Below are 22594 nucleotides of genomic sequence, written 5' to 3' on the forward strand. Positions count from 1 at the left end.
CGTTGTCTGTTGTTACTGCGCCGGCGCCGGGCGGTCGAGACCAGCCCTGACGTAGTTGCGACTGTGGGCGCCAAAGTGGCGTAGCAACTGCACCAACTGTTCGTTGAGCCGGGCATGGTCGTAGCGTTCGGCGGGCAACTGGTTGCCGGCACTGAAGCTCTGGGTCGCCCCGGGCGTGGTCAGCCACTGGCCGATGGCCTCGTCGAACGCCACGGCCTGGGCATCCGCCTGGGCACTGACCACTTGGCGCAGGTAGTCCGTCGAGTAAGCCGGGTAATCGGCGTCCTGCGTGGCGTCGGCATAGGCCGTCAGCATCGGGTTATCCGCCCCCGTCAGCAGCAGGTGGCGCAGCCAGGCGAACTGGTAGCGCTCCACCTCGTTGTGGCGCGTGGCGACACGTTCGATCGCCGCCCGCTTGTCGCTGTCGTAGCCGGCCAGGGCCTTGCCTTCCATCAGCAGCATGCTGGTCAAGTCATCGCCCGGCAGAGTGGTGGCGTGATACGGCTGGGTCAGGTCCTGCAGGTAGTGCATGCCCCAGCCGAGGAAGCGATAGCCCCAGTAGGGATGGCCATTGGCGAAGGCAAAACGCGCCAGACCGAAGTACTGGTAGGCCCGCCAGTCCGGCCAGTTGCGCAACAGGAAAGGCGCCGCCACATAGACCACCGCGCTCTCGTGAAAGAAGCCCATATGAAACGGCGCCTGGGAGCTGTACTGGAAGCGCGCGTCGCCAAACGACTGCACACCGAAGCCATAGAGTGCGCCGACCGCCCCTGGGTTATCGCTGAACAGGTTGATATCGTGGCCGTAGTCCGGCTCGTCCGCGGCGGTTGCCAGCACGGCCAGCGGCGCGACCGTCTGCCCCGGCTGCAGTTGGATAAAGCGCTGGCGATTCCACGGCGAGAGGGTCTGTTCGACCATCACTTCGGTGGCCTTGAGCTGCGGGCGCCCAGCCAGGTCCTCGCCAGGCATGGGCTGGATCACCTGGGCCAGGTGGATCTGTGGGTTGACCCGCAGGGCCATGAGCAAGTCCCGGCGCAGATCGGCCCCAGGCTGCGGCGCCAGACGCAGGTTGTCGGGGCGCGGCGGGTAGTCGGGAAAGTGCTTGCGGGCGAAGTTTTCCTGCTCGTCCAGCAAGGCCACCAGCCCTGGGTACTGCTCGGACACAAACTGCTCGAGGGACTCGACCGCCACCTCGGGCGCCTCGCGCAACGCGGGCAAATCCCGCAGGGCCAGGTAGCTGCCCACGCTGTGATTGGACCATGCACCGGCCCCAGGCGACAGACTGCACAGCCCCAGGCACAGCAGCAACGACGGCAACTTCATGGCTTTACGCTCTTTTTGTAGATGCGTTCAGCCTAACAATCCGGGTATCCCCCGACACTGTCCGATCTTGCCAAAACGACTCTCCAATAGCGCCATACAGCCTGGGCCTACGCCGGGTAGCCGGTAATCTCGCGGATGCTCTGGTACAGCGGCTTGAGCTGGCGATACATGTGCAGGTAGACCTCGCGGTATAAGCGGTCGTACATCTGTTGCGCCTCGGGCTGGGGCATGAACACCTCGGCGGTGCGGGTCATGGCGGCGATGGCGGTATCGAAGTCCGGGTACAGCCCAAGCCCCACCGCACAGGCAATCGCCGCCCCCAGCCCGGACGCCTCGTAGACATGCGGACGCTCGGCGGGCAGGCCGAAGATATCGGCGGTCAGTTGCATCGCCGCGTCGCTCTGGGAACCGCCACCGGCCACGCGCAAGCGCTTGATCGACAGTTTCGACCGGCGCTCGATACGCTCCTTGCCCTGGCGCAAGGCATAGGCCAGCCCCTCGAGGATCGCCCGGTAGATATGGGCACGGGTGTGCACGTCGCCAAAGCCGATCATCGCGCCCTTGGCCTCTACGCCCGGCTCGCGGATGCCCGGCGACCAGTAGGGTTGCAGGGTCAGGCCCATGGAGCCGGGCGGCACCGCGTTGACCAGCGCATCGAACAGTTGCTCCGGTTCCAGGCCCTGCTCCCAGGCCTGCTGCATTTCCCGCAGGCCGAACTCGTTCTTGAACCAGCTGACCATCCAGTAGCCGCGATAGATCATCACTTCGCAGTTGTAGTGATCGGGGATCGCCGCCGGATACGGCGGGATCAGCGGCACTATCTCCAGGTAGCGCGAGCGGGTAGTGGTGATGGTCGCCGTGGTGCCGTAGGACAGGCACGCGGTCGTCGCCTCCACCACGCCGGAACCGAGCACCTCGCAGGCCTTGTCGGAGCCGGCGGCAATCAGTGGCAGGCCCTCGGGGATCCCGGTGTGGCGGCTGGCCTCGGCGGTGATGCGGCCCAGTTCTTCTCCTGGCTTATACAGGCGCGGCAACTGCTGCGCACGCACCGCCAGGGCCTGCCATTTCCAGTCCCGGGGCGCGGCCCAGCGCAGGTGCTTGAAGTCGAAGGGCAAGTAGCCCACGCAGCACCCCACCGAGTCGACAAAACGCCCGGTCAGGCGATGGCTGAGAAAGCCCGAGAGCAGCAGGAACTTGTCGGTGGCGGCCCAGATATCCGGCTGATGCTGGGCGATCCAGTTGGCCTCGGCCTGGGCGCGAAAATAGTCCACCGTGGCCTCGGCGCCGATCAACTTGAACAGCCAGCCCCACGGGCCCTTGATCCCGCCCTCGGGCTCGCACTGACGCTGGTCGAGCCAGAGGATCGCCGGGCGCAAGGCCTGGCCCTGGGCATCGACATTGATCAAGGTGCCGCGCTGGGTGGTCAGGGACACGCCACGGATCAGGCTGCGGTCGATGCCGGTCTGCGCCCACAACTGCTGGCAGGCTTCGCCCAGTTTGCGCCAGTAGTAATCCGGATCCTGCTCGGCCCAGCCGGGCTGCGTGGAGTAGTAGGCCTGCAACTCGACCTTGCCTTTGCCCAGCAGATTGCCCTGCAAGTCGAACAACAGCGCGCGGACACTCTGGGTGCCGTTGTCGATCGCCAGCACATAGTGTTTGTCGGGGGAATTGTTATCCACGAAGCTCTCTTTATTCATGACGCGCTCTTCAGATCGAGGCGGACGGGACGCTGTGATGGCGTTGCCAGAGTTGCAGGTAGCGCTGCTGTTCCTGTTCCCAGCGCGTGTCGTCCCAGCCCAGGCGCGGCTGACATAGCCGGCGGATGTCTGGCAGGTAGTGAGCGGCGCCGTCGGGCAGTAGCAACCCCAGACGGGTGCGGCGCAACAACAGGTCGTCCAGGTGCAGGACCATCTCGGCCTCGGCGGCAAACGCCAGCTCCGCCCACAAGGTATCGCTGGCGCCGACACACTCGCTGCCCAGGCTGCGTATCAGCCGGGCCAAACGTGGCAGGTCACGGCCATGGCGCCCGGCCAGACGCCGCAGGCCGGCGGCGCTCAGCCCAGGAATCGCCTGCAGCGGCACGGCCTGGAACACTGGCGCGCCGTCATCCTCCAGGGTCTTCCCGAGCATCCCGGCACAGGCCCGCAACACCTCGATGGCCTGGGGCCTGAAGGTGGTCAGCTTGCCCCCCGCCAACGTCACGCAGCCCGGCTCCTGCCACAGCACATGCTCGCGGGTTTCATTGGAGGGCTTGGCCTGGGAGTCTGCGGCGCCCACCACCGGGCGCACCCCGGACCAGGTGCACAGCACGTCCGCCGCCGTTACCTCGGCCTTGGGAAACGGCTGGGCGCAGGCCTCCAGCAGGTAGTCGAGTTCTTCGCGGGTAATGCTCGCCCCGAGGTCCAGGTCCTCGCGATGATCCAGGTCGGTGGTGCCCACCACAGTGGCCCCTTCCCAGGGAAAGACGAATACCGGGCGACCGTCGCGCCGATGCATGAAACTGAAGGCGTGGGCCACCGGCAAGCGCCAGCCCGGCAACAACAAGTGGCTGCCTCGCAAGGGCCGCAACTGCCGCTGCCCACCATCCGGTTGCAGGCGTTCAGCCCAGGCGCCGGTGGCCACTGCCAGCACCGCGCAACGCACTTGCATAACGGCAGCGCCTTGCGTGTCCTCGACCTCGACCCCACACACCCGCCCGCCCTCGCGCAGCAACTGGCGCACCCGCAGGCCGTTCAGCGCCCAGGCGCCATCGGCGCGGGCCTCGGCCAACACACGCATGACCAGGCGCGCATCGTCGGTCAGGGCATCGCGAAACTGCGACGCCCCCAGCAGCCCCGGCTCCATCAACCCCGGCGCCAGGTAGCGCAGTTGTGCAGGTTTATGAAACTGGCGGCTGCGACAACCGGCCAGGGCGTCATACAGGCGCAGCAAGCCGCCGAAGACCCGCGGTCCGGGGAACCCGCCGCGATAGTGCGGCATCAGGAAACTCAAGGGCTCCACCAACCCCGGTGCTTCGCCCATCAGGCGCTGGCGCTCGCGTACCGAATCACGGGCCAGGCGCCACTGGCCCTTGGCGATGTAGCGCAGGCCGCCATGGACCATTTTCGACGAGCGGCTGGAGGTGCCCCAGGCAAAATCCCGTTGCTCCAACAGCAGGCAGCGCCAACCGCGCCGGGCCGCCTCGCGCAGGATCCCGGCGCCGCTGATACCGCCGCCAATCACGATCAAGTCCCAGGTTTCATTCGCCAGCTGCGGCAGCACGGCCGCGCGCCACTGGGCATTCCAGTCATCGCTCATGGGCCTAGTCTTCCAGCAGGGTGCCGGGGTTCAGACGCCCGGCCGGATCGAAATGCCGGCTCAGGCTGTGCAGCGCAGCCATCGCCAGTTCGCCCTTCTCCCTCGGCAGGTAGGGCGCGTGGTCCTTGCCCACGCCATGCTGGTGGCTGATGGTGCCGTGGTTGTCGACGATGGTGCGGCTGGCCGCCTGCTTCAGGGCCTTCCAGCGCTCCAGGGTGGCCGGGTAGTCCGTCGCCGGGCGGAACACGTAGCTGGTGTAAATGCTCGAACCTTCGCCATAGACATGGGACAGGTGGGTAAACACATGGACCCGCTCGCCCTCGGCCGCCAGGCAGTCACGCAGGCTGGCCTCGATCGCGTGCAACAAGGCGTCGACATGGCACCAGTCGGTCGCAGTCTCCAGGGTGTCGACCACGTAGCCGGCATTCCAGAGATTCTCCCGCAGGTAGGGGAAGCGAAAACGGTTCTGTTGCCATTTCTTGCCCAGCAGGGTGCCGGTGAACACCCCGCCAAAAGCCTTGAGGTGCTGGCGCGCCTGGCGCAACGACAAGGCATTCTGCCGACGATTGCCGGTGACGCCGAAAGTCAGCAGGCATTTGCCCTCGCCAGCCCCGCGCAGTGCCAGGTAGCGCTCCAGCCAGGCGATTTGATGGGGATGGCCAGCCAGCGCCAGTTGGGTCTGGGTTTCCATGGCATTCGACAGACGCAGCATCGACAGCGGCACCCGTGCCTGCACCAGTCGGCGGATCGCCTGCAGGGCCTGTGGCCAGTCGGGCAGGAACACGCCATAGAAACGCTCGTCCTCGGGCAGCGCGCTGACCCGGACCTTGACCGTGGAAATGATGCCGAAGCGCCCTTCGCTGCCCAACACCACTTCCCGCAGGTCAGGGCCGGCGGCCGAGGCCGGGAAGCTCGGGATTTCCAGGGGCCCGGCGAACGTTTCCAGGGTGCCGCCGGCGAACAGTTGCTCGATCCGCCCGTAGCGCAGCGATTGCTGGCCGCTCGAGCGGCTGGCCACCCAGCCGCCCAGGGTCGACAACTCCCAGGACTGCGGGAAGTGCCCCAGGGTGTAGCCTTTGGCACGCAACTGGCTCTCCACCTGGGGGCCACTGGCACCGGGGCCGAACGTGGCGATCAGGCTTTGTTCGTCGAGGTCGAGCAGGCGGTTCATGTGGGCCAGGGACACCGTCAGCACCGGGCGCGTGGACGCCGGCGGGTTGATATGTCCGGCCACGGACGTGCCACCGCCATAGGGAATCAGGCACAGGTCGGCACTGTCGGCCAGGGCCAGCAGCTGGCGGATCTGTTCGACAGTTTCCGGCAGGGCCACAGCATCCGGGTACCGACCCAGCGCACCTTCACGCAGGGCCAGCCAGTCCGGCAGGCTCTGACCGCGGGCATGCATCAGGCGGTCCCGGGGCTCGATGCTGTAAAGCGCGTGGGGCGCCAGCCGCGACGCGGGCACTGCGGCCAGGGCACTGTCCAGGCTGGCGTCCGGCAGGGTGTGCCCGTCGCCCAATCGCTCGCGCAGAAACGCTGCCCCATGGGCGGGCATCTCCATCTGCGTGGTTTCTTCGCCCCAGCCGTTCCAGCGTCGCATGCCTGTTTCTCCCAGCAGATCTTGTGATTTTCAGTGCTCCCATACTAATCAGCCGGCGCGGGCTGTCACGGTCGCATCGGGACAGATGGAGTAGCCAATTGGGTCACTCGCTGTATTACCGGATGTATCCACGGGAGCATTTACTTTAGTCACGATTTCAAATTACCTTGCGTGCCATCGACGCGCGCAAGGCACTGCCGCCGGCAACACCCCGCCAGGAACCCGATCATGCAGACACTCGGCTCTACCTCCGTCCCTCCTCTGCTGAAGTACCTGCGCCATGCCGAACAGCTCGGCATGGCAACCGCCCCCGCACTGGAGGCGGCCGGGATCACTGCTGGCCAACTGGACGACAACAGCCTGCGCCTGCCTGTGGAAGCCCACGAACGACTGCTGGAGTATTTCTGCGAACATTCCGGGGACCTGCTGTTCGGGCTCAATTCAGCGCGCTTCGTGTTGCCCAACTCGTGGAGCGTGCTCGGCTACATCACCATGAACTGCGCGACCCTGGGCGAGGCAATGAACCGCATCATGCCGTTCGAAAAACTGGTGGGCGACATGGGCACCAGCCGCGCCGAAATGGTCCATGACCAAGTCCGCCTGATCTGGAACTGCCGCCACCAGCAGCCGCGCATCCGCCGGCATATGGTGGAGAACGTGCTGGCGTCCTGGCTGGTGTATGCCCGCTGGATCGCCGACACCGAACTGTCGCCAAGCCAGGTGTTGCTCGAACACCCATTGCCGGACGGCGCGCAGCTCAGCCAATACGAGGACTTCTTCGGTTGCCCGGTGCTGTTCGAGCAACCCTGCTCCGCCCTGGTGGCGCCCTTGAGCTACCTGCAAACGCCCCTGCGCCAGGCCGATGCGCAATTGCTGCGCACCCTGGAAGAACATGCCCTGGCCCTGATGGCCTCGCTGGACGATTCAAGCCTGGCGCTGCGGGTGAAAAACGCCCTGCGCCAGTTGCTCAAGGAAGGCCTGCCGCGCAAAGAACAGGTGGCCGAACAGTTCGCCATGTCGGTGCGCACCCTGCAACGCCAACTGCAGCAGGCCGGCACGTCCTACCAGCAGATCCTCGACGACCTGCGCCAGGAACTGGCCGAGCACTACCTGCTGCACAGCGACCTGCCGATCCAGGACATCGCCCAATACCTGGGCTTCACCGAACCCCGCTCGTTCCACCGCACCTTCAAGAGCCGCACCGGTGTGCCGCCGGGCGAGTATCGGCAGACCCATCGGGGCAGTTAGGGTTTGGGGGACTGCATTTCAGGTCCTGACCAAACAGAGTGAACCCGGTATTCAACACAACGAAGATCAAATATGGGAGCTGGCTTGCCTGCGATAGCGCCCGATCAGGCCATTCCTGGGTACTTGACTCTCCCCCTAGGGTCACACGCCATCCTGCGGGCCCGACTTCAGGACTCCCCACCCATGGCCCGCCGCATCCTGCTCATTCTTGGCCACCCCGCCAGCACCAGTTTCTGCTACGCCTTAGCCTCTGCCTATCGCGAATCAGCCAGCCGCGCCGGCCACGAAGTGCGCACCTTGTATCTGGGCGAGTTGAGCTTCGATCCTGTCCTGCACCACGGCTACGCTCAGGTACAAGCCTTGGAGCCGGACTTGCTCATGGCGCAATCCGACATCCTTTGGGCCGATCATCTGACGTTTATTTTCCCTATCTGGTGGGGGGGAATTCCAGCATTGATGAAAGGCTTCATCGACCGCGTGTTCCTGCCCGGTTTCGCCTTCAAATACCGCAAGGGCAAAGCATTCCCCGACAAGCTCTTGAAGGGCCGTACCGCCCATCTGCTGGTGGCCCTGGATACGCCGCCGTGGTATTACCGCTGGTTCTACCACATGCCCGGCCTGCACCAGATGCGCAAGACCACCCTTGAGTTGTGTGGTATCAAGCCGATCAAGACAATCATGTTCGGGCCTGTGCTGGGCTCTACTGCGGCGCAGCGCGACAAGTGGCTGAAAAAGGCTGGCACACTCTTTTAGGAATGGATCTGCATGTACATCGGTAAAGCCGCGCAGTTGTCAGGCACGACGATCAAGGCGATTCGTCACTATGAGGACATCGGCTTGCTGCCACCGCCGCAACGCGAGGGGCGGTATCGGGTTTACTCGGCGCAGAGCGTTGAGCTGCTGACGTTTATCAAGTGCGCGCAGCAGTTGGGCTTCAAGCTCAAGGAGTTGCAGGGAATTCTCCACGGGCACCGTGGCGATGAGCTGCCGTGGCAGCGCGCCAACCAGGCGATCGCGCAAAAAAAGCTCGAGTTGATGACGCAGATCCAAGCCCTGCAACAGGTGCATGCAGGGCTGGTGGCGTTTGAGGGCAGCCTGGAGCAGGCCCAGGGTCAATGCCAGTTTGCACGTCTGGTGGAAACCGGCACTGCGCGCAACGGCTAGTTCAGCAGATCGCCCCATTTGTTTTGCAGGGCGCGCTCTTCTGCCAGGATTTCCCGCGTCATGCTGTCAACCCATTGCTGGGCAAACCCATTGGCTTCACGCAGCAGCAGCATGATGTCATCGAGCTCGAAGTCGCCGGGTTTGGCCACGTCCTTATGCTCATCCAGCATCTTCCTGACCATTTCATTGAGCTGCTTAGGAGCTGAAGCCTTGGCTGTATGACTGAAAAACCCCGGTGCGCTCAAGCGCCCCTCATTTGCCCCTCCCCCCCCTATCTGCTAGTGTCGCGCCCGTTTACCGTCAACCGGAATAGCCGCCATGGCCCGCAAAAAAGTTGCACTCGATTTCGAACAATCCCTCGCCGATCTGCAAACCCTGGTCGAGCGTCTGGAGAACGGCGAGTTGTCGCTGGAAGACTCGTTGACGGCGTTTGAGCAAGGTATTGGCCTGACCCGCGATTGCCAGAGCGCTCTGGCGCAGGCGGAGCAGAAGGTCCAGGTGTTGCTGGAACGGGATGGGGAGTTGGCCGAAGAACCTTTCGACGCGGAACAAGCGCAATGATCGACGTTTATCAGGCCAGCAGTCAGGCCCGGGTCAATGCTGCGCTGGAACCGCTGTTTGTGGCGCCAAGCCCGGAGTTGGCCAGGCTGTATGAGGCCATGCGTTATAGCGTGATGAACGGCGGCAAGCGCGTACGGCCTTTGCTCGCCTATGCGGCCTGTGAAGCGCTGGGCGTGGACGCCGCGCAAGCCAATGGCGCGGCGTGTGCGGTGGAATTGATTCATGCCTATTCGCTGGTGCATGACGATTTGCCAGCCATGGACGATGACGATCTGCGTCGCGGCCAGCCCACTACCCATAAGGCTTTTGACGAAGCCTGTGCGATCCTCGCCGGTGACGGCCTGCAAAGCCTGGCGTTCAGCGCCCTGCTCGACCCGCGTTTGAGCGGCGTGAATGCCGAGATCCGCCTGCGCATGGTCACTGCGTTGGCCGCCGCCGCAGGCCCGGCCGGTATGGTCGGGGGCCAGGCAATTGACCTCGGCTCGGTCGGCCTCAAACTGGACCAGCAAGCCCTGGAATATATGCACCGCCACAAGACCGGGGCGCTGATCGAGGCTGCCGTGCACCTCGGCGCCCTGGCCAGTGGTCGCGCCGAAGCGGCGCAGTTGGCCGCTTTGCAGATCTATGCCCGGGCCATCGGCCTGGCGTTCCAGGTGCAGGACGATATTCTCGACGTGGAAAGCGATACCGCGACCCTCGGCAAGCGCCAGGGCGCCGATATTGCCCGTGACAAGCCGACCTATCCGTCGCTGTTGGGGCTGGATGCCGCCAAGGCCTATGCCCTGGAGCTGCGCGACCAGGCCCTGGCCGCCCTGCGACCATTCGACGCGGCAGCCGAGCCGCTGCGTGACCTGGCGCGGTATATCGTCGAACGCCGCCACTGATTACGGCGGCGATTACCGCCGCATATCGGCCAAGTTCGGTGCTCTGCGTGGGCAGTTTGCGATGCTTGAGGTAAACTGCCGCCTCTTCTATACCTATAACGATTCGCCTGATGCCCACGACGTTTCAAGAGATTCCCCGCAAGCGCCCGACCACGCCGCTGCTGGACCGTGCCAACACGCCGGCCGGCTTGCGCCGTCTGGGTGAAGCCGAGCTGGAAACCCTGGCCGATGAGTTGCGCCTGGAATTGCTCTACACGGTCGGCCAGACCGGTGGGCATTTTGGTGCAGGCCTGGGCGTCATCGAGCTGACCATCGCGCTGCATTACGTATTCGACACCCCGGACGACCGGCTGGTGTGGGACGTGGGTCACCAGGCGTATCCGCACAAAATCCTCACCGGACGCCGCGAGCGCATGGCTACCTTGCGCCAGAAGGACGGCATCGCCGCCTTCCCGCGCCGCTCCGAGAGCGAATACGACACCTTTGGCGTCGGCCACTCCAGCACCTCGATCAGCGCAGCCCTGGGCATGGCGATTGCCGCCCGTCTGCAAAACAGCGATCGCAAGGCAATTGCCGTGATCGGTGATGGCGCGCTGACAGCCGGCATGGCGTTTGAAGCGTTGAACCATGCGCCGGAAGTGGACGCCAATATGCTGGTGATCCTCAACGACAACGACATGTCGATCTCGCGCAATGTCGGTGGTTTGTCCAATTACCTGGCAAAGATTCTGTCCAGCCGCACCTACGCCAGCATGCGCGAAGGCAGCAAAAAAGTGCTTTCACGCCTGCCCGGCGCGTGGGAAATTGCCCGCCGCACCGAAGAATACGCCAAGGGCATGCTGGTCCCCGGCACCCTGTTCGAAGAGCTGGGCTGGAACTATATCGGCCCGATCGACGGGCACGACCTGCCGACCCTGATCGCCACCCTGCGCAATATGCGCGACCTCAAGGGCCCGCAGTTCCTGCATATCGTCACCAAGAAAGGCAAAGGCTTCGCCCCGGCGGAAGTCGACCCGATTGGTTACCACGCCATCACCAAGCTCGAACCGCTGGACGCGCCCGTGGCGGCGCCAAAAAAGGCCAGCGGGCCGAAGTACTCCGGTGTATTTGGCGAATGGCTGTGCGACATGGCCGCTGCCGACCCGCGCCTGGTGGGCATTACCCCAGCGATGAAGGAAGGCTCGGACCTGGTGGCGTTCAGCGAGCGTTTCCCGCTGCGTTACTTCGATGTGGCGATTGCCGAGCAACATGCGGTGACCTTTGCCGCCGGCATGGCCTGCGAAGGCGCCAAACCGGTGGTGGCGATCTACTCGACCTTCCTGCAACGCGGTTATGACCAGCTTATTCACGATGTGGCGGTGCAGAACCTCGACGTGCTGTTCGCCATCGACCGCGCCGGCTTGGTGGGCGAAGACGGCCCGACCCACGCCGGCAGCTACGATCTGTCGTACTTGCGCTGCATCCCCGGCATGCTGGTGATGACCCCGAGCGACGAGAACGAGCTGCGCAAGATGCTCAGCACCGGCCACCTGTACAACGGCCCGGCAGCGGTACGTTACCCCCGTGGCAACGGCCCGGATGCGGTGATCGAGAAAGACCTGGAACCGATCGAGATCGGCAAGGGCATCGTGCGGCGCCAGGGTAGCAAGACCGCGTTCCTGGTGTTTGGCGTGCAACTGGCCGAAGCCCTGAAAGTGGCGGAGAAAATCGACGCCACCGTGATTGACATGCGCTTTGTCAAACCCCTCGACGAAGCCCTGGTGCGCGAGATCGCCGGCAGCCATGAATTGCTGGTGACCGTTGAAGAAAACGCCATCATGGGCGGCGCCGGTGCGGCCGTCAGCGAATTCCTGGCGCGGGAGAACATCCTCAAGTCGGTGCTGCACCTAGGCTTGCCGGACATTTATGTGGAGCACGCCAAACCCGCGCAGATGCTGGCTGAGTGTGGGCTGGATGAAGCGGGGATCGAGGCTGCGGTTCGCCATCGCATGGCTTTGCTCGGCCTGTAAACCGGACCAAACTGTGGGAGCTGGCTGGCCTGCGATGCAAACACTTCGGTCTTTCAGAGAGACCGGGTGATGCGATCGCAGGCCAGCCAGCTCCCACATTTGTTTTGTATTGCCTTGAATCCATGGACGGCCCATGAAGCACCTTCGACTTGCCCTGCCACTCCTGCTCTTGCCCACTGCGGACCTGCTCGCCGACACCCGCGACGCTGCCCTGAAGCTCCCCGATGTGGTGATCAGTGCCAACCGCCAGGTGCAGGCACGCAATGACAGCAGTGCTGCCAACACCGTGTTCACCCGGGACGATATCGACCGCCTGCAACCCTCCAGCCTGACCGACCTGCTCAGCCGCGTGCCCGGCGTGCAAGTGGCGCGCACCGGTGGCCGGGGTAGCTTGCCGGGGATTTTCATACGTGGCACCAAGTCCGCGCAAAGCCTGGTGCTGGTGGATGGCCAGCGGATTGCCAATAGCACTTCCGGCGACAGCGGCCTGCAATACCTGAATATTGATCAGATTGAGCGGGTAGAAGTGCTGCGCGGGTCGCGCTCGGTGATTTACGGCAGCGATGCGATTGGCGGGGTGATCCAGGTATTTACCCGCCGCAATGCCGGGCCAGGCCTGCAGCCGCGCTTGAAGCTGGGCTTTGGCAGCCACAACACCTGGGAACGCAGCCTGGGCCTGTCGGGCGGCGATGAACGCACGCGCTTCAACCTGGGCGCGAGCCTGGATGACACCGCCGGTATCGACTGGAGCCACACCTCCTTCCCCAGCGACCGCGACCATGATGCCTATCGCAATAAGTCGCTGAGCTTGAACCTGAGCCATGAGTTCAGCGATGAGCTGGAGGTGGGTTTCAACCTGCTGGATAGCCGGGGCAAGTCGGAATTTGATAACAGCGCCGGGCGCTACGACGACGTCAGCAAACAAACTTTCGGCCAAAAACCCTATACCGACTACACCGTCAGCAGTGCCAGCGCTTATATCGACGCCCAACTCAACGAGGCATGGCAGACCCGTGTGGAACTGGGCCACAGTGAAAACCGCGACACCAAGCGCGACAAGCTCAGCACTGACTTCAGTGTGTTCAGCACCTATCGCGACTCGATTAACTGGCAGAACGACCTGACGCTCAACCAGCAAAACAGCCTGATCCTGGGCGGCGATTGGTATGAGGACCGCATTCACAGCGACAAACCGTACAACGAAAACAGCCGGTGGAACCGTGCCGCGTTTATTCAGCATCGTTTCAAGGGGGAGTGGTTTTCCACCGAACTGGGGCTACGCCGCGACCAGAACCAGCAATTTGGCGGGCAGAACAGTTGGAGCGGTACGCTGACCTTGCCGGTCAATAGCGATAACGACTTACTACTGAGTTACAGCGAAGGCTTTCGTGCGCCGAGCTTCAACGATCTGTACTACCCGGGCGGCAGCAACCCCAACCTCAAGCCCGAGCACTCGAAAAGCTATGAGTTGCAATGGCGCAGCCAGCTGACCGACACCACACGCCTGGAAACCTCTCTGTATCGCACTGACCTCAAGGACGCCATCATCGCGCAGCAGCAGAATAACTACATTCCGTACAACGTCGCCAACGCCCGCATCAACGGCTTCGAAGCCGCCCTCAAGCAAGAGTTCTTCGGCTGGCAAGGCAACCTCGGCCTGTCGATCATCGACCCGCGCGACCGCAGCAGCGGCCACACCCTGGCCCGTCGTGCCAGGCGCACCCTGAACCTGGACCTGGATCGGCAGTTCGATCAACTGAGCCTGGGCGCCAGCTGGCAGGGCATCAGCAGCAGCTACGACGACGAGTACAATAAAAATCGGCTCGCTGGCTATTACCTGGTGGGATTGCGCAGCGGTTGGGCGCTGAATCGGGAAGTGGCGCTGTCGCTGAAGGTCGATAACCTGCTGGATCGCCGCTATACACGGGCGCGTTACAGCTATAACGATCCGACCTTCCAGAGCAATCAGCCATATCGAGAAGAAGGCCGGACGTGGATGCTTGGGGTGACGTGGACGCCGCAGCTCTGAGGTTGTCCGGGCCGACGCCATCGCAGGCAAGCCAGCTCCCACATGTGTTCTGTGGTGTGGCCAAAATATTCTGCACTGCCGAGCGCCCACCTTTTGATGTGTGAATACAGTCAAATGTGGGAGCTGGCTTGCCTGCGATAGCGCTCTCAACGGTTCGGCGCAATCACCTGACACAGCCGGCCCACCGCCTCCACCATCTGCCCACTGGGCCGCTCCAGCCCTTTATCCGGCACGATCAGCAAACGCCCCTGAGCCACCGCCGCCACCTGGGGCCAGGCCTTCCAATCGTCCAGTTGCGCTTGATCCGCCGCGAGGATCACTTCGGGATCACGCTGCAACACCGATTCGATACTGACCTGCGGGGCTGGCAGCTTGAGGTCATCAAACACATTGCGCGCGCCACACACGCTAAGCGCATCGCTGATGATCTGCCCACCGCCCACGGTGTACAGCGGCTGGTTCCACACCTGGTAGAACACCCGCAACGGTTGGCTGCGCTGATAGCGCTGGCGCAACTCGGCCAAGCGTTGACGCAAGCGGGCAGCCAATTGGCGACCTTCATCAGCGCGGCCTAGCTGTCGGGCGATGGCTTCGACCTGGCTGCTCAGTTGTTCAAGGCTATGGGGTTCGGCGACGTAAACAGGGATGTTCAAACGCTTGAGCTGCTCGCGCTGGGCCGGGCCGACGCTGCCGGGCCAGAGCAGCAGCAAGTCAGGCTGCAGGCTGAGCAGTCGTTCCAGATCCAACTGCCCATAACGCCCCACCGAGGGCAGGCTACGCAGCGCGTCAGGCCGTTCACCGCCGTCGAGTACGCCCACCAGCAGATCGCTGGCGCCCAGTTCAACGACGATTTCAGATAAGGAAGGTGCGAGGCTGACCACCCGCTCGACCGCCATCGCCGACGCACTGGCGGCCAGCAGCAGACCCGCCAGCCAGAGGCGCATCAGCCGAGTTGACGCGGGATGCGATAGAGGTAGAACAGCACCAGGGTCGACAATGCCAGCAGGAACAGCGGCACCGCTTCCAGGCCGACGAACACTGCCAGTGCACCGATCCAGGCGGGAAACGCCGCGACCAGCAGCGCCGTACGCCGACGGGCCGCGAGGGTGATCCACGCGGCCGGCTCTTCAGGCGTATCGAGGGCCTTGGAGGTGGCGATCAGTGCATGTTTATAGGCATGGAAGTAACGCAGGCTGGCAAACATCGAGGCAACGCCGGCGATAAAGAATGGCATTGCCAGCACCGGCAACAACGGCTCGCCCTGGCCAAATACCAGATTGATCACAAACAACGGCAACAACGCCAGCGCCAGGTACTGCCACCAACTGAAGGACAGGCGCCGCTTGACCTGACCGCGCGTCACGCCCGGTCTGCCTCGCCCTGATGCTCGTTGCCCATCATATGGTCGAGCTTGCTGGCCTTGGTCGCCAGGTAGAGTTTGTTGTGCGGGTTATGCCCGGTGTGCAGCGGCACACGCTCGGCGACGGTGATGCCCATCTCGGTCAAGGCCTTGACCTTGCGCGGGTTGTTGGTCATCAGGCGCAGGGACTGGATGCCCAAATGCTCAAGCATCGGCAGGCAGATGGCGTAGTCGCGCTGATCGGCGGCGAAACCCAGGCGCTCGTTGGCCTCGACGGTATCGGCGCCACCGTCTTGCAGTTCGTAGGCGCGGATCTTGTTCAGCAGGCCAATGCCACGGCCTTCCTGACGCAGATACAGCAGCACGCCACGGCCTTCACGGGCAATGGCTTGCATGGCGGCTTCCAGTTGCGAGCCGCAGTCGCAGCGCTGGCTGAACAGTGCGTCACCGGTCAGGCACTCAGAGTGCAAGCGGCCCAGGACCGGGGCGCCATCGGCCACATCGCCCAGGCTGAGCACGACGTGCTCGCGCCCGGAGGCTTTTTCAAGAAAGCCATGCATGGTGAACGTGGCAAAAGGGGTAGGCAGCTTGGAAGCAGCGACGAAAACGACGGGCACCGTGTGCTCCTGATTTCAGATTTCACAGAGGCGGGCATTGTAACAGCACGTTCCTACAGACGCTTAAGCTGAATTATCGCTGATAAAGATCAATAGGTTCGATTGGCCTTTGCCTTGGTTCTATGGGCGTCAAAACGGATACGGTTGGTTCCAGCGCTGGAAAATCGGTTTCAACTCGCCGCTTTTCACCAACAACTCCATGCGCCGGTCAAATACCCCCCGCAATGACCGCCCTCTCTCACTGTCGGTAAACCCCAGGAACAACGGCAATTCGGCAATGTGCGTGAGTTTGAACGCCGATGGGTCGTCAGCCTGGCCGAGGATGTACTGCAGTTCGGCCAGGGCATCAATGTAGAAGTCGGCCCGCCCATGCTGGAGCATCGGCAAAATCCCGCTACGTCGTTCGATCTGGTTGAAACGATGAATATTGGGCAGGTATTCCTCGTACTTGTAGCCACGTACCCAGGTCAGGCGGTAAGAGCCCAGGGTCACCAGGGTCGGCGCCGGGCTGCCCGCCAGGCCCAGGGCGTAGATGTGGTCGGAGTCGTAGTGCCAGCGGGCGTACAGCACGCCCTCGGTCTCATCATGATAGGAGCCGACCCAGGCATCCACTTCGCCACGCCGGGCCAGACCGACCGAACGGGTGTAGGGCACGCTGCGGATCTTGACCTTGACCCCGGCCGGCTCGAAGACTTCTCGCAATACATCCCAGGCCAGGCCGCTGCCATCGGCGTTGGTGTAGTCATTCCAGGTTTCACTGGCCAGACGGATCTGGCCGGGCACTTCGGGGGTGTCATCGGCCCACACGGGAGACGCGACCACACACAGCAGAATCAGCAACCAGCGTCGTAGCCCCATGATGACGCCCTCCATGGTAAAGCGATCGTTTCTACAACGCGGTAAAGGGTAGCGCAGCCCGGCGGGTCACGGCGTCTCGCGAAAATGTTGATAACCGCGCACGGCCGGGGTGATGTCATGGCCACCGGCATCCAGCAGTCGCACGCCGGCCCCCGCCTCTACGCGCCCGACAATATGCACCGGCCAACCGTCGGCCAGCAATGGCGCCAGCTCAGCGGGCGGCAAGGTGAACGCCAGGACGTAATCGTCGCCACCGCTCAAGGCTGCGGAGCGTGCTTGATCATCCCCCAGAAAGGCCAGCAACGCCGCCGACAGCGGCAAACGGTGCCGCTCGATCACCAGGCTTACGGCTGAAGCCTTGGCGATATGCCCACAATCTGCCAGCAGACCGTCGGAAATATCCAACGCAGACGTAGCCTTGCCACGCAACGCCATGCCCAGGGCCAGTTGCGGCTGCGGCGACCAGTAATGGCCCAGCAGCGGCTCGGCGATCTGCGCAAGCAGCGCTACGCTGCCCCAACACCAACGGCAAGGCCCCGGCCGCATTGCCCAGCTCGCCGCCGACACACAGCAGGTCGCCGGGCTGCGCGCCACTGCGGGTCAACGCCAGCCCCGCCGGGACACGGCCGAACACGGTGACGGTCAGGCTCAGCGGCCCACGGGTGGTATCGCCGCCCACCAGGCCCACACCACAGCGCTGGGCCATGGCATTCAAACCCTGGGCATAGCGCTGCAACCAATCGGCCGCGACCGTCGGTGTAGTGAGTGCAAGGGTAAATGCGAGGGGATGGGCGCCCATGGCCGCCAGGTCGCTGACTGCCACCGCCAGCGAGCGCTGGCCGAGCAAAAACGGGTCGCAGGGGTCGGCAAAGTGCACGCCGGCCACCAGGGTATCGGTTGAAATCGCCAGCTGTTCCCCGGAGGGAACTGCCAGCAAGGCGCAGTCGTCGCCGATCCCCAGGGCAATGCCCTCGCCGCCTTGCGCACAGGGCGCGGCGGCGAAGTAGGGTGCGGATCAGCTCGAACTCGCCCATCAGGGAGTCAAGCGCAGGTTAGCGCTTGTACGCCTTCACTTCGGCTTCACGCAGGCGCGGGGCCAGCTTGTCGAGCACGCCGTTGACGAACTTGTGACCGTCGGTCGAACCGTAGACTTTCGCCAGTTCGATACCTTCGTTGATCACTACGCGGTACGGCACGTCAACGCGCTTGAGCAGTTCCCAGGTGGACAGGCGCATCACGCACAGTTCAACCGGGTCCAGCTCTTCGAGGGTCAGGTCCAGGCAAGGTGCCAGGGCCGTGTCGATCTCGGTCAGGTTGGCATGCACGCCGTGCAGGATGTCGTGGAAGTACGGCAGGTCGGCGAAGGTAAAATCGTTGTCGACGCGAAACTGTGCTTCGATTTCGTTCAACGAAGTACCCGCCATCTGACGCTGATACAGCGCCTGGGTCGCCAACTGACGGGCAGCACGGCGCTTTTCGTTCTTCGATGGCTTGCCGGCGTCTGCAGGACGGGGGTCGCGCGGGTTGAAACGATCGCTCTCGTCGGAAATCACTTGGCCTCCAACTGCGACAGCAGGCTGACCATTTCCAGGGCAGACAGGGCAGCTTCAGCGCCTTTGTTACCGGCCTTGGTGCCGGAGCGCTCGATGGCTTGCTCGATGGAATCAACAGTCAGTACGCCGAAGGCCACTGGCACGCCGAACTCCATGGACACCTGGGCCAGGCCCTTGGTGCACTCGCCAGCCACGTATTCGAAGTGCGGGGTGCCGCCACGAATGACCGCGCCCAGGGCGATGATTGCTGCGTATTCGCCTTGTTGGGCAACTTTCTGCGCAACCAGTGGAATTTCGAAGGCGCCAGGGGCACGGATAATCGTGATATCGCTTTCGCTCACACCGTGGCGAACCAGGGCGTCCACGGCACCGCTTACCAGGCTTTCAACCACGAAGCTGTTGAAGCGGCCAACCACCAGGGCGTAGCGGCCTTTGGGGGCGATGAAGGTACCTTCGATGGTCTTCAGGGTCATTCGACAAATCTCTTAAAGAGCCGGGACGCGTATATGACGCGCCCCTTAGTGATATTTGAACCGCGAACAAGGAGCGATAATCGCCGGCCTTTATTCGGAGGGCACGTATTCTACTACTTCCAGGTCGAAACCGGATATCGCATTAAATTTCATGGGTGCGCTCATCAGGCGCATTTTACGCACGCCCAGGTCACGCAGGATCTGCGAGCCGGCGCCGACGATGCTGTAGGTGGTCGGTTTTTTCACCGGCACCTGGTCAGCGCTTTCGCGGATATGCGCCAGCAGCACATCGCCATCCACCGGATTGCCCAGCAACAGCACGACACCGCTGCCCGCCGCGGAAACCGCAGCCATGGCGGCTCGCAGGCTCCACCGGCCCGGCTGCTTGACCATCAACAGGTCGCGCAACGGGTCCATGTTGTGCACCCGCACCAGGGTCGGCTCTTCGGCGCAGATGTTGCCCAGGGTCAGGGCCATATGCACGTCGCCTTCCACCGAATCACGGTAGGTCACCAGGTTGAAATGCCCCAGTTCGCTGTCCAGCGGCTGCTCGGCAATCCGCTGAACGGTACGTTCGTGGATCATCCGGTAGTGAATCAGGTCGGCGATGGTGCCGATCTTGATGTTGTGTTCGGCGGCAAAGGCTTCCAGTTCAGCGCGACGGGCCATGGTGCCGTCGTCGTTCATCACTTCGCAGATCACCCCGCTCGGCTCGAACCCGGCCATGCGCGCCAGGTCGCAGGCGGCTTCGGTGTGGCCGGCACGGGCCAGGGTGCCACCCGGCTGGGCCATCAGCGGGAAGATATGACCAGGGCTGACAATGTCTTCGGCCTTGGCATCTTTCGCGGCAGCGGCCTGCACGGTGCGGGCGCGGTCAGCGGCAGAGATGCCGGTGGTCACGCCGGTGGTCGCTTCAATCGAGACGGTGAACTTGGTGCCAAACCCCGAGCCATTGCGCGGCGACATCAGCGGCAGCTTGAGCAGTTCGCAGCGCTCGCGGCTCATGGGCATGCAGATCAGGCCACGGGCGTGCTTGGCCATGAAGTTGATGTGCTCAGGTTGGCACAACTCGGCGGCCATGATCAGGTCGCCTTCGTTCTCGCGGTCTTCGTCATCCATCAGGATGACCATCTTGCCTTGGCGGATATCGTCAACCAGTTCTTCGATGCTATTGAGCGCCACGCGGCACCCCCTTGGTCAGGATTTCAGGTAGCCGTTAGCGGCCAGAAAACTTTCGGTGATGTTACCGGCTGCAGGCTCTGCGGCCTTTTCGCCCAGTAGCAGGCGCTCCAGGTAACGGGCAAGCAAGTCCACTTCCAGGTTCACCCGGCGACCCGGCAGGTACGAGGCCATGATGGTTTCGCTGAGGGTGTGGGGAATGATGGTCAGTTCGAATTCGGCGCCATTTACGGCGTTCACGGTCAGGCTGGTGCCATCGACGGTGATCGAGCCTTTGTGGGCAATGTACTTGGCCAGTTCTTTCGGCGCACGGATGCGGAATTCCACGGCCCGCGCGTTTTCGCTGCGTGCCACCACTTCGCCGACGCCGTCGACATGGCCGCTGACCAGGTGGCCGCCCAGACGGGTGGTCGGGGTCAGGGCTTTCTCCAGGTTGACCGGGCTGCCGGCCTTGAGGTCATTCATCGCGGTGCAGTCCAGGGTTTCCCGGCTGACATCGGCGGCAAAGCCATTGCCCGGCAGTTCGACAACCGTCAGGCATACGCCGCTGACGGCGATGCTGTCGCCCAGCTTGACGTCGCCGAGGTCCAGCTTGCCGGTTTCAACCAGCAGGCGCACGTCGCCACCTTTGGGGGTCATGGCGCGGATGCTGCCGATGGATTCGATAATGCCGGTGAACATGGCCTTCTCCTGGAAAACAGTGCGGGCGCCGGGGCGACCGGTCACAATTATACGCTCGCTGGGGGGAGCGGAATGGCAGTGACTCGCCAGTCGTCGCCTACAGCGCGCATTTCAATGATCTTGAGTTGGGGGGCGTCGGCCAGTTTCTCAAGCGGCCAGTCCAGCAAGGGGCGGGCAGCGGAACCGAGGAATTTACCGGCGACGAAAATCACGTACTCGTCCACCAGGCCTTGCTGGGCAAACGCGCCGGCCAGGCTTGGCCCGGCTTCCACCAACACCTCGTTGACGCCACGGGCCGCCAGTGCCACCAGCGCCGAGCGCAGGTCGACCTGGCCGTCGACACCCGGTACCACCAGGCATTCGGGGCCACGGGGAAACTGGTTTTCCGCAGTCACACAGGTGATGACCAGGGCCGGCCCGGCCTTGAAGAACGGCGCGTTGAGCGGCACCCGCAGGCGGCCGTCGATCAGCACGCGCAACGGTGGGCGCGACATGGCCAGGGCGGTGGTTTGCGGATCCAGGCCCAGTTCGGCGGCACGCACGGTCAGGCGCGCGCCATCGGCCAGCACAGTATCGGCGCCGGTCAGCACCACACTGGCCTCGGCCCGCAGGCGCTGCACGGCGGCGCGGGCGGCGGGGCCGGTGATCCACTGGCTCTCGCCACTGGCCATCGCGGTGCGCCCGTCCAGGCTCATCGCCAGCTTGACCCGCACAAACGGCAGGCCATGCTCCATGCGCTTGAGGAAGCCGGGGTTCAGGGCGCGTGCCTGGCTTTCCAGTACGCCGCTGAGCACCTCGATGCCGGCCTGGGCCAGACGCTGCATGCCACGCCCGGCCACTTCCGGATTCGGATCCTGCATACCCGCGACCACCCGTGCCACGCCGGCGGTCACCAGCGCATCGGCGCAGGGCGGCGTATGGCCATAATGGCTGCACGGCTCGAGCGTCACATATACCGTGGCACCACGGGCTTTATCGCCTGCGGCGCGCAAGGCGTTGGGCTCGGCATGGGGTTCGCCGGTGCGTTCATGCCAGCCTTCACCGACAATCTGCCCGTCGCGCACAATCACGCAGCCGACCCGAGGGTTGGGATGGGTGGTGTACAGGCCCTTGCGCGCCAGTTCGAGGGCACGGGCCATGTAATGGGCGTCGAGCACGGCCTGTTCTGCAGAAGGAGGGTTCATTCTTTGACCGGCTCACGGGCCAGGCGGTCGATCTCTTCACGGAACTCATTGAGATCCTGGAAGCGTCGATACACCGAGGCGAAACGAATGTAGGCAACTTCGTCGAGCTTTTGCAGCTCGCCCATTACCAGTTCTCCAACCACCAGGCTCTTGACCTCGCGCTCACCGGTCGCCCGCAGCTTGTGCTTGATATGCGCCAGCGCCGCTTCCAGCCGCTCGACACTGACCGGGCGTTTTTCCAGGGCGCGCTGCATACCGGCGCGCAGTTTATCTTCGTCGAAGGGCTGGCGGCTGCCGTCGGACTTGATCAGACGGGGCAGTACCAGTTCGGCGGTTTCAAAGGTGGTGAAACGCTCACCGCAGGCCAGGCATTCGCGCCGGCGACGCACTTGGTCGCCCTCGGCGACCAGACGCGAGTCGATGACCTTGGTGTCGTTGGCACCGCAGAAGGGACAGTGCATGGTGGCAGGCAACAAAAAAAGGGAGGGCCATGGTAGCGCATCCCCGTGGCAAGACAAGCCATAGCCTTTACGGTATATAGGCTGACTATTATGTTTCTTATGTTCAGTTCACG

At 63.6% G+C, this 22594-nt stretch carries 21 protein-coding genes and 2 pseudogenes; 7 read left to right on the forward strand and 16 right to left on the reverse strand.

Translation table 11 applies throughout. The annotated features are described in order from the left end of the window. Positions 1-12: 12 nt before the first annotated feature. From PSH80_RS23605 to PSH80_RS23620, 4 genes are all read right to left on the reverse strand, one after another. Positions 13-1323, reverse strand: a complete 1311-nt coding sequence (locus tag PSH80_RS23605; RefSeq protein ID WP_128593456.1) for a phospholipase — start codon at positions 1321-1323, stop codon at positions 13-15. A gap of 107 nt (positions 1324-1430) precedes the next feature. Then, entirely contained in the window at positions 1431-3020 is a 1590-nt protein-coding gene (locus PSH80_RS23610; protein ID WP_305418499.1) for an FGGY-family carbohydrate kinase, read from the reverse strand. A gap of 10 nt (positions 3021-3030) precedes the next feature. Next, positions 3031-4620 (reverse strand): glycerol-3-phosphate dehydrogenase/oxidase, encoded by a 1590-nt coding sequence (locus PSH80_RS23615; protein WP_057960737.1) that lies wholly within the window; start codon positions 4618-4620, stop codon positions 3031-3033. 4 nt (positions 4621-4624) lie between these two features. Beyond that, on the reverse strand, positions 4625-6220 hold the full coding sequence (locus PSH80_RS23620) for an FAD-binding oxidoreductase (RefSeq protein ID WP_169989760.1): 1596 nt from the start codon (positions 6218-6220) through the stop codon (positions 4625-4627). Between the two features lie 228 nt (positions 6221-6448). On the opposite strand from PSH80_RS23620, the gene PSH80_RS23625 reads away from it, so the two are divergent. From PSH80_RS23625 to PSH80_RS23635, 3 genes and pseudogenes are all read left to right on the forward strand, one after another. Further along, positions 6449-7468, forward strand: a complete 1020-nt coding sequence (locus PSH80_RS23625) for an AraC family transcriptional regulator (RefSeq protein WP_057960739.1) — start codon at positions 6449-6451, stop codon at positions 7466-7468. A 183-nt stretch (positions 7469-7651) separates the two neighbouring features. After that, a pseudogene (locus tag PSH80_RS23630) lies at positions 7652-8247 on the forward strand (NAD(P)H-dependent oxidoreductase). Next, the gene (locus PSH80_RS23635) at positions 8234-8632 is read left to right on the forward strand and encodes a MerR family transcriptional regulator (protein ID WP_057438975.1); all 399 of its coding nucleotides are present in this window, start codon (positions 8234-8236) and stop codon (positions 8630-8632) included. Before PSH80_RS23630 ends, PSH80_RS23635 begins: the two are co-directional and overlap by 14 nt. Here the strand turns inward: PSH80_RS23635 and PSH80_RS23640 are convergent. Further along, complete coding sequence (locus PSH80_RS23640) at positions 8629-8802, reverse strand: hypothetical protein (RefSeq protein ID WP_170043991.1); 174 nt, start codon at positions 8800-8802, stop codon at positions 8629-8631. The genes PSH80_RS23635 and PSH80_RS23640 overlap by 4 nt on opposite strands. Before the next feature lie 148 nt (positions 8803-8950). Here PSH80_RS23640 and PSH80_RS23645 point away from each other — a divergent pair, with 148 nt between their 5' ends. The 4 genes from PSH80_RS23645 to PSH80_RS23660 all read left to right on the forward strand — a co-directional run bounded on the left by PSH80_RS23645 (position 8951) and on the right by PSH80_RS23660 (position 14115). Next, complete coding sequence (locus PSH80_RS23645) at positions 8951-9193, forward strand: exodeoxyribonuclease VII small subunit (protein ID WP_029299452.1); 243 nt, start codon at positions 8951-8953, stop codon at positions 9191-9193. Continuing rightward, positions 9190-10077, forward strand: a complete 888-nt coding sequence (gene ispA, locus PSH80_RS23650) for a (2E,6E)-farnesyl diphosphate synthase (RefSeq protein ID WP_057444863.1) — start codon at positions 9190-9192, stop codon at positions 10075-10077. Before PSH80_RS23645 ends, ispA begins: the two co-directional genes overlap by 4 nt. Before the next feature lie 110 nt (positions 10078-10187). After that, positions 10188-12086, forward strand: coding sequence for a 1-deoxy-D-xylulose-5-phosphate synthase (gene dxs, locus PSH80_RS23655; protein ID WP_120734215.1), 1899 nt, complete (start codon positions 10188-10190; stop codon positions 12084-12086). A gap of 133 nt (positions 12087-12219) precedes the next feature. Then, on the forward strand, positions 12220-14115 hold the full coding sequence (locus PSH80_RS23660) for a TonB-dependent receptor domain-containing protein (RefSeq protein WP_305418507.1): 1896 nt from the start codon (positions 12220-12222) through the stop codon (positions 14113-14115). Between the two features lie 146 nt (positions 14116-14261). Here the strand turns inward: PSH80_RS23660 and PSH80_RS23665 are convergent, their stop codons facing one another. The 11 genes and pseudogenes from PSH80_RS23665 to nrdR all read right to left on the reverse strand — a co-directional run bounded on the left by PSH80_RS23665 (position 14262) and on the right by nrdR (position 22481). Beyond that, on the reverse strand, positions 14262-15059 hold the full coding sequence (locus PSH80_RS23665) for a cobalamin-binding protein (protein ID WP_057439032.1): 798 nt from the start codon (positions 15057-15059) through the stop codon (positions 14262-14264). Beyond that, positions 15059-15478 (reverse strand): nuclear FMR1 interacting 1 family protein, encoded by a 420-nt coding sequence (locus PSH80_RS23670; RefSeq protein ID WP_057960742.1) that lies wholly within the window; start codon positions 15476-15478, stop codon positions 15059-15061. Before PSH80_RS23670 ends, PSH80_RS23665 begins: the two co-directional genes overlap by 1 nt. Beyond that, on the reverse strand, positions 15475-16092 hold the full coding sequence (gene ribA / locus PSH80_RS23675) for a GTP cyclohydrolase II (RefSeq protein WP_057438973.1): 618 nt from the start codon (positions 16090-16092) through the stop codon (positions 15475-15477). Before ribA ends, PSH80_RS23670 begins: the two co-directional genes overlap by 4 nt. 129 nt (positions 16093-16221) lie before the next feature. Beyond that, entirely contained in the window at positions 16222-16950 is a 729-nt protein-coding gene (locus tag PSH80_RS23680; protein WP_057438972.1) for an ABC transporter substrate-binding protein, read from the reverse strand. Positions 16951-17016: 66 nt separating this feature from the next. Further along, positions 17017-17984: pseudogene (gene thiL / locus PSH80_RS23685) on the reverse strand (thiamine-phosphate kinase). 18 nt (positions 17985-18002) lie between these two features. Next, positions 18003-18503 (reverse strand): transcription antitermination factor NusB, encoded by a 501-nt coding sequence (gene nusB, locus PSH80_RS23690; protein WP_057438970.1) that lies wholly within the window; start codon positions 18501-18503, stop codon positions 18003-18005. Next, a complete protein-coding gene (ribE, locus tag PSH80_RS23695; RefSeq protein ID WP_003176356.1) occupies positions 18500-18976 on the reverse strand; it encodes a 6,7-dimethyl-8-ribityllumazine synthase in 477 nt (158 codons plus the stop codon). Before ribE ends, nusB begins: the two co-directional genes overlap by 4 nt. A 90-nt stretch (positions 18977-19066) precedes the next feature. Further along, entirely contained in the window at positions 19067-20158 is a 1092-nt protein-coding gene (ribBA, locus tag PSH80_RS23700) for a bifunctional 3,4-dihydroxy-2-butanone-4-phosphate synthase/GTP cyclohydrolase II (protein WP_057438968.1), read from the reverse strand. Positions 20159-20173: 15 nt separating this feature from the next. Continuing rightward, positions 20174-20836 carry a riboflavin synthase gene (locus tag PSH80_RS23705; protein WP_057960744.1) on the reverse strand — a complete coding sequence of 221 codons (663 nt, stop codon included), beginning with the start codon at positions 20834-20836 and terminating at the stop codon, positions 20174-20176. A gap of 47 nt (positions 20837-20883) precedes the next feature. Then, on the reverse strand, positions 20884-22020 hold the full coding sequence (ribD, locus tag PSH80_RS23710; RefSeq protein ID WP_057960745.1) for a bifunctional diaminohydroxyphosphoribosylaminopyrimidine deaminase/5-amino-6-(5-phosphoribosylamino)uracil reductase RibD: 1137 nt from the start codon (positions 22018-22020) through the stop codon (positions 20884-20886). Then, on the reverse strand, positions 22017-22481 hold the full coding sequence (nrdR, locus tag PSH80_RS23715; protein WP_057439031.1) for a transcriptional regulator NrdR: 465 nt from the start codon (positions 22479-22481) through the stop codon (positions 22017-22019). The genes ribD and nrdR overlap by 4 nt, the downstream gene beginning before the upstream one ends. Positions 22482-22594: the final 113 nt, after the last annotated feature.

This window comes from Pseudomonas sp. FP818 (assembly GCF_030687335.1).
In the GTDB taxonomy this organism is placed as follows: domain Bacteria; phylum Pseudomonadota; class Gammaproteobacteria; order Pseudomonadales; family Pseudomonadaceae; genus Aquipseudomonas; species Aquipseudomonas shahriarae.

Coding starts and splice junctions, on each gene's coding strand:
- PSH80_RS23605 (WP_128593456.1), bottom strand. CDS start 1,323: ATGAAGTTGCCGTCGTTGCTGCTGTGCCTGGGGCTGTGCAGTCTGTCG.
- PSH80_RS23705 (WP_057960744.1), bottom strand. CDS start 20,836: ATGTTCACCGGCATTATCGAATCCATCGGCAGCATCCGCGCCATGACC.
- ribD (WP_057960745.1), bottom strand. CDS start 22,020: ATGAACCCTCCTTCTGCAGAACAGGCCGTGCTCGACGCCCATTACATG.
- dxs (WP_120734215.1), top strand. CDS start 10,188: ATGCCCACGACGTTTCAAGAGATTCCCCGCAAGCGCCCGACCACGCCG.
- PSH80_RS23610 (WP_305418499.1), bottom strand. CDS start 3,020: ATGAATAAAGAGAGCTTCGTGGATAACAATTCCCCCGACAAACACTAT.
- PSH80_RS23680 (WP_057438972.1), bottom strand. CDS start 16,950: ATGGGGCTACGACGCTGGTTGCTGATTCTGCTGTGTGTGGTCGCGTCT.
- PSH80_RS23665 (WP_057439032.1), bottom strand. CDS start 15,059: ATGCGCCTCTGGCTGGCGGGTCTGCTGCTGGCCGCCAGTGCGTCGGCG.
- PSH80_RS23615 (WP_057960737.1), bottom strand. CDS start 4,620: ATGAGCGATGACTGGAATGCCCAGTGGCGCGCGGCCGTGCTGCCGCAG.
- PSH80_RS23640 (WP_170043991.1), bottom strand. CDS start 8,802: ATGCTGGATGAGCATAAGGACGTGGCCAAACCCGGCGACTTCGAGCTC.
- PSH80_RS23660 (WP_305418507.1), top strand. CDS start 12,220: ATGAAGCACCTTCGACTTGCCCTGCCACTCCTGCTCTTGCCCACTGCG.
- nrdR (WP_057439031.1), bottom strand. CDS start 22,481: ATGCACTGTCCCTTCTGCGGTGCCAACGACACCAAGGTCATCGACTCG.
- ispA (WP_057444863.1), top strand. CDS start 9,190: ATGATCGACGTTTATCAGGCCAGCAGTCAGGCCCGGGTCAATGCTGCG.
- PSH80_RS23620 (WP_169989760.1), bottom strand. CDS start 6,220: ATGCGACGCTGGAACGGCTGGGGCGAAGAAACCACGCAGATGGAGATG.
- PSH80_RS23635 (WP_057438975.1), top strand. CDS start 8,234: ATGTACATCGGTAAAGCCGCGCAGTTGTCAGGCACGACGATCAAGGCG.
- PSH80_RS23625 (WP_057960739.1), top strand. CDS start 6,449: ATGCAGACACTCGGCTCTACCTCCGTCCCTCCTCTGCTGAAGTACCTG.
- PSH80_RS23645 (WP_029299452.1), top strand. CDS start 8,951: ATGGCCCGCAAAAAAGTTGCACTCGATTTCGAACAATCCCTCGCCGAT.
- ribE (WP_003176356.1), bottom strand. CDS start 18,976: ATGACCCTGAAGACCATCGAAGGTACCTTCATCGCCCCCAAAGGCCGC.